We start from the raw sequence: 4,693 nt of genomic DNA on the forward strand, positions 1-4,693 counted from the left end.
ATACGATTCAGAAGTTTTTTTCTTGAACAATAAATGATTGGATAATTGGCTTATGCCAATAAAAGCCTGTCGTTTGGAATTTTGGTTGATGAGGAAATCGATTATACCATTCTTCAAGTAGTGTAAATTTTCCTGTAGCAGATCGTACGCTACGAGGCGTATTCCATTCTTGCCTCGCTTCTCCAGCATCTTTGAAACTGTATAGGCTCCTTTGGAAGTGGTTACAAGTATACCTTTTAAGGCAGGTTCGGCGAAAAGATCGCCCAGCTCTTTTTCGAGTGTAGGCTCATGTGTATAGTTGAGGTCTACACTGAGTACTTTGTAGGTATAGCCGTTGGTTTGTTCTTCAAAATAATCCTTGAAGCCTTTTTCCTTTTCACTCAGGTGAGCGGAGTTATGGATATCGTCATATACGTGGAGAATAGCGTATGTGCCGTTTTCTTTTTCGTTCAGGTGCAGCAGTTCAGCGCCCACGCGGCCGCTCTGGTATAGATCCTGACCCACAAAGCTCAGTGAGCCTGCCTGCTCTATATTATTATTAACCACCACGAAGGGTATATTTGCATCCTTGCAGCGCTGAAAGAACTGAAGTGCCTCCTGGTGAAATATAGGAGCCGTGAGTACACCGTCAGGTTTTGATTCATATACTGTCTCCGCTAGCGACACAAAAGAGTTTTTATCGTATTCATCAAAGAAGAAAGTCTGCAACTGCACACCATATTGTGTCCACTCTTCTTTCGCTTGCCGGATTCCCTCTGAAGACTGACTCCAGTATTCATCCTGCTCCGGGTTGGGCATCAGGGCAGCGATGCGATAGGTTTTGTTAGATCCCAGTGTTTTGGCAATGAGGTTGGGCTTATAGCCCGTCTTTTCCAGGATCGCCATAACTTTTTTATATGACTCTTCTGCTACTTCGCCGCGGTTGTGGATGACACGATCGACCGTGCCAACCGACACCTGGGCCATCTGCGCAATGTCTTTGATTCTGATTTTCTTCTCCATGGGCATCAATGTTAAGGGATATTTCGGATACAAAAAACGGTTTTCTGTGTCCTTTTTCGCGGTTTTCAGCAGGTGAGAATACCTCCGTTTATGGTCATATTGTTTTAAATTATTACGAGCACGATGTTTCGTGCGCGCAAACGAAATTATGTTTTTCTTGGACATCAACAAATACCTTTCTACAGCGGCGGATCATTACGGGCCGTGTCACAGCTAGTCCCAGGCAACTCGCTCTACCCTGGGTTTTGGTGATTGAGAAGGACACCACAGTATGGCTTGGCCGAGCAGACCGGCATTGAATATATTGGCAGCGTTGCATCGGCATAATCAATATACTTACATATTTTTTTAGCACCGGTACCTGATCCAGCAATTCATCAGGGGCTTGCCATAGCATAGCTTTTTCCTTGGTATATATAGTAGCTGATGATCGGATCGAGCGTAGCCGTTGTTGTAATCACTAGTATATATATCCGGCCAGCCATCCTGATTAATGCCGCTGATGTTGACGCTTAAACTATAATTGAGTGGGTTATTGATGATGTCGGCTTTCACATAACATCCGTGAATACAGAAGAGCCGTCTGCCTGCTTATCATGCCGGAACAACCGGTTGACATAACGCTTTAAATGTGTGATCATTTGCAATGGGTATACATTTTCAAAAAAGGAATTTATTCCAGCAGAAGTTGGTTAATATTGTGGCTGTAAAGTGTAAATATATGGTGACACTGCACATAAAGAACATGGTATGCGACCGTTGCAAGCTGGTAGTGACACAGGAGCTTACCAAGCTGGGCTTGCATCCTGCCAAAGTAACGCTCGGTGAGGTGGAGCTGCGGGAAGAGTCGCTTACAAAAGAGCAACAGGATGCTGTAGATGGTGCGCTTACAGCCGTGGGATTTGCACGTATCGATGACAGGAAGGGCCGGCTTATTGAAAGTATCAAGAACATTATTATCGAACGCATTCACCACGTGGATACGATCGACCGGAAATTCAACTGGTCGGATATACTGGCAGAAGCGCTGCATCACGATTATAATTCACTGAGCAGCCTCTTCTCTTCTGTGGAAGGAACTACTATCGAACAATATATCATTCGTCAGAAAATTGAGCGTGCCAAAGAACTGCTTTTTTATGATGAACTGAACCTGAGCGAGATTGCTCACAAGCTTGGCTATAGCAGCGTTGCTCATCTTTCGGCACAGTTTAAAAAGATTACCGGCCTTTCGCCATCGGAATTAAAAAAGTCACGCAAAGCGGAAGACGTGCGTACACCCATCGACTCGCTTCCTCTTAAAACCTAGAGACTGCAATCCTGTAAATGGCACCGATAATTCTGTAAAACTTCATCCTTCCTTTGCCTGTATACTTGTAGTGTAAAGGAACATGATCCGGCAAGGATCAAAAATTCATGTAATATGGATGTAGTTATTCAGAAATCAACCAGGCACATACAGCGGCAGAGCTTTCCGGTGCTGGAAATGAGTTGTGCAGCCTGTGCCGTAAGCGTTGAATCAAGCCTCAAGGCAACGCCCGGTGTAAAAGACGCTGCTGTTAATTTTGCCAATCAATCCGCATGGGTAGAATATGACACCGAACAGGTTAAGCCTGCTGATCTTCAGCAAGCCGTGCGTGCAGTAGGATATGATCTCGTTGTCGATGCAGAAGACCCGCTGGCGGTAAAAGAAGAAGCGCAGCAAAAGCATTATCAGCAGGTAAAGATCAGAACCATCTGGTCGTCTGTGCTGGCCGTGCCGGTGGTGATCATCGCTATGTTTTTGATGGATCTGCCGTATGGCAACTATATATCGATGATTGTATCGGCACCGGTGGTATTTTACTTTGGCAGAAGCTTCTTCGTTAACGCGTGGAAACAGGCGCGCATCGGTAAAGCCAATATGGATACACTGGTAGCGCTGTCAACCGGTATAGCATTCCTGTTCAGTTTATTCAATACATTTTTTCCGGAGTTCTGGCACAAGCGCGGGCTTCATCCACATGTATACTATGAAGCGGCTGCGGTGGTGATTGCCTTTATTTCGCTGGGAAAATTACTGGAGGAGCGTGCCCGCTCCGGTACTTCCTCTGCCATTCGTAAACTAATGGGATTGCAGCCCAGAACGGTGCGCGCGATCGTGAACGGCCAGGAGCAGGAGATGCTCATCAGCGCTGTAACGACCGGTACCCTTATCGTTGTGCGGCCGGGAGAGAAGATCGCTGTTGATGGTGTGGTAGCCACCGGGTCATCGTTTGTGGATGAAAGCATGATTACCGGAGAACCGGTTCCGGCCGAGAAGAAAGCGGGAGAGAAGGTGTTTGCCGGAACGATCAATCAAAAGGGAAGCTTTCAGTTCCGGGCAGAGAAAGTAGGAGCAGACACGGTGCTTGCTACGATCATTCGCATGGTGCAGGAAGCGCAGGGCAGTAAAGCACCAGTTCAAAAACTGGTGGATCGTATAGCCGGTATATTTGTGCCGGTGGTGCTCGGTATAGCGATTGTTACGTTCATCGCGTGGATGATCTTTGGAGGTGAGCATGCTTTTACGCATGCGTTACTTACTTCAATCACGGTGCTGGTAATCGCTTGTCCGTGTGCGCTCGGTCTGGCAACACCCACGGCCATTATGGTGGGCATGGGTAAAGGTGCTGAAAATAATATACTCATCAAGGATGCAGAGAGTTTAGAGATAGCGCACCGGGTCAATGCCATTATACTCGATAAGACTGGCACCATCACCGAAGGTCATCCTGTTGTGGCCGATATTGTGTGGCTGGATGCAACTGCTGCTGCCGGACAGAAACGTATACTCTATTCGCTCGAAGTGCAATCGGAACATCCGCTGGCCGATGCTGTTGTACGTACATTGAGAGAGGAAGGAATAACTGCCGCGGCCGGCAATGCTTTTGAAAGTATTACGGCACGTGGTGTGAAGGGTATATTTGATGGCCGGGTATATTTTGCAGGCAGCGACAAGCTGCTGGAAGAAAATAAAATTGTTCCGGATGCAGCTGTTAAACAACAGGCAGCCCAATGGCAGGCCCAGGCCCGCACCGTAATATACTTTGCCGACAATGAACGTGTGCTGGCCATACTGGCCATAGCAGATGCCGTAAAAGCAACATCGCGTGCAGCCATTGCCACGTTGCAGCAGCAGGGTATAGAAGTATATATGCTAACCGGCGATCACGAGCAGGCTGCGAAAGCAATAGCGGAACAGGTGGGTATAAAACAATATCGCGCTGCTATGCTTCCGGCGGATAAGGCGGCATTTATTGTTCAGTTGCAGGAGCAAGGTAAAGTTGTAGCCATGGTAGGCGATGGTATAAATGATTCGCATGCGCTGGCGCAGGCCGATGTAAGTATTGCGATGGGCAAGGGCTCTGATATAGCCATGGATACCGCAAAGATGACGCTGATCACTTCCGATCTGCAGGCGATTCCTAAAGCATTAAAACTATCATCCCGCACTGTGGCAACCATCCGGCAGAATTTGTTCTGGGCATTTATATATAATGTGATTGGTATACCGGTTGCGGCCGGTGTGCTGTATGCTGTGAATGGTTTTTTACTCAACCCGATGATTGCCGGAGCGGCTATGGCATTGAGCTCGGTTTCGGTAGTGATGAATAGTTTACGGCTGAAGCTTGTGAAGATATAGCTGATGTTTAAAGGTTTATAGTTTAAG

Annotated in this window: 3 protein-coding genes; 2 read left to right on the forward strand and 1 reads right to left on the reverse strand. The window is 47.1% G+C overall.

The genetic code is table 11. The annotated features are described in order from the left end of the window. The coding region (locus V7Q33_RS21265; RefSeq protein WP_333821196.1) for a substrate-binding domain-containing protein at nucleotides 1-1,002 on the reverse strand (1,002 nt) is incomplete at its 3' end. 721 nt (nucleotides 1,003-1,723) lie between these two features. On the opposite strand from V7Q33_RS21265, the gene V7Q33_RS21270 reads away from it, so the two are divergent. Next, nucleotides 1,724-2,311 (forward strand): helix-turn-helix domain-containing protein, encoded by a 588-nt coding sequence (locus tag V7Q33_RS21270; RefSeq protein ID WP_333821197.1) that lies wholly within the window; start codon nucleotides 1,724-1,726, stop codon nucleotides 2,309-2,311. Nucleotides 2,312-2,425: 114 nt separating this feature from the next. After that, complete coding sequence (locus V7Q33_RS21275; RefSeq protein WP_333821199.1) at nucleotides 2,426-4,666, forward strand: heavy metal translocating P-type ATPase; 2,241 nt, start codon at nucleotides 2,426-2,428, stop codon at nucleotides 4,664-4,666. The last annotated feature ends 27 nt before the right edge of the window (nucleotides 4,667-4,693 follow it).

The organism is Ohtaekwangia sp. (assembly GCF_036786105.1).
Lineage (GTDB): Bacteria > Bacteroidota > Bacteroidia > Cytophagales > Cyclobacteriaceae > Ohtaekwangia.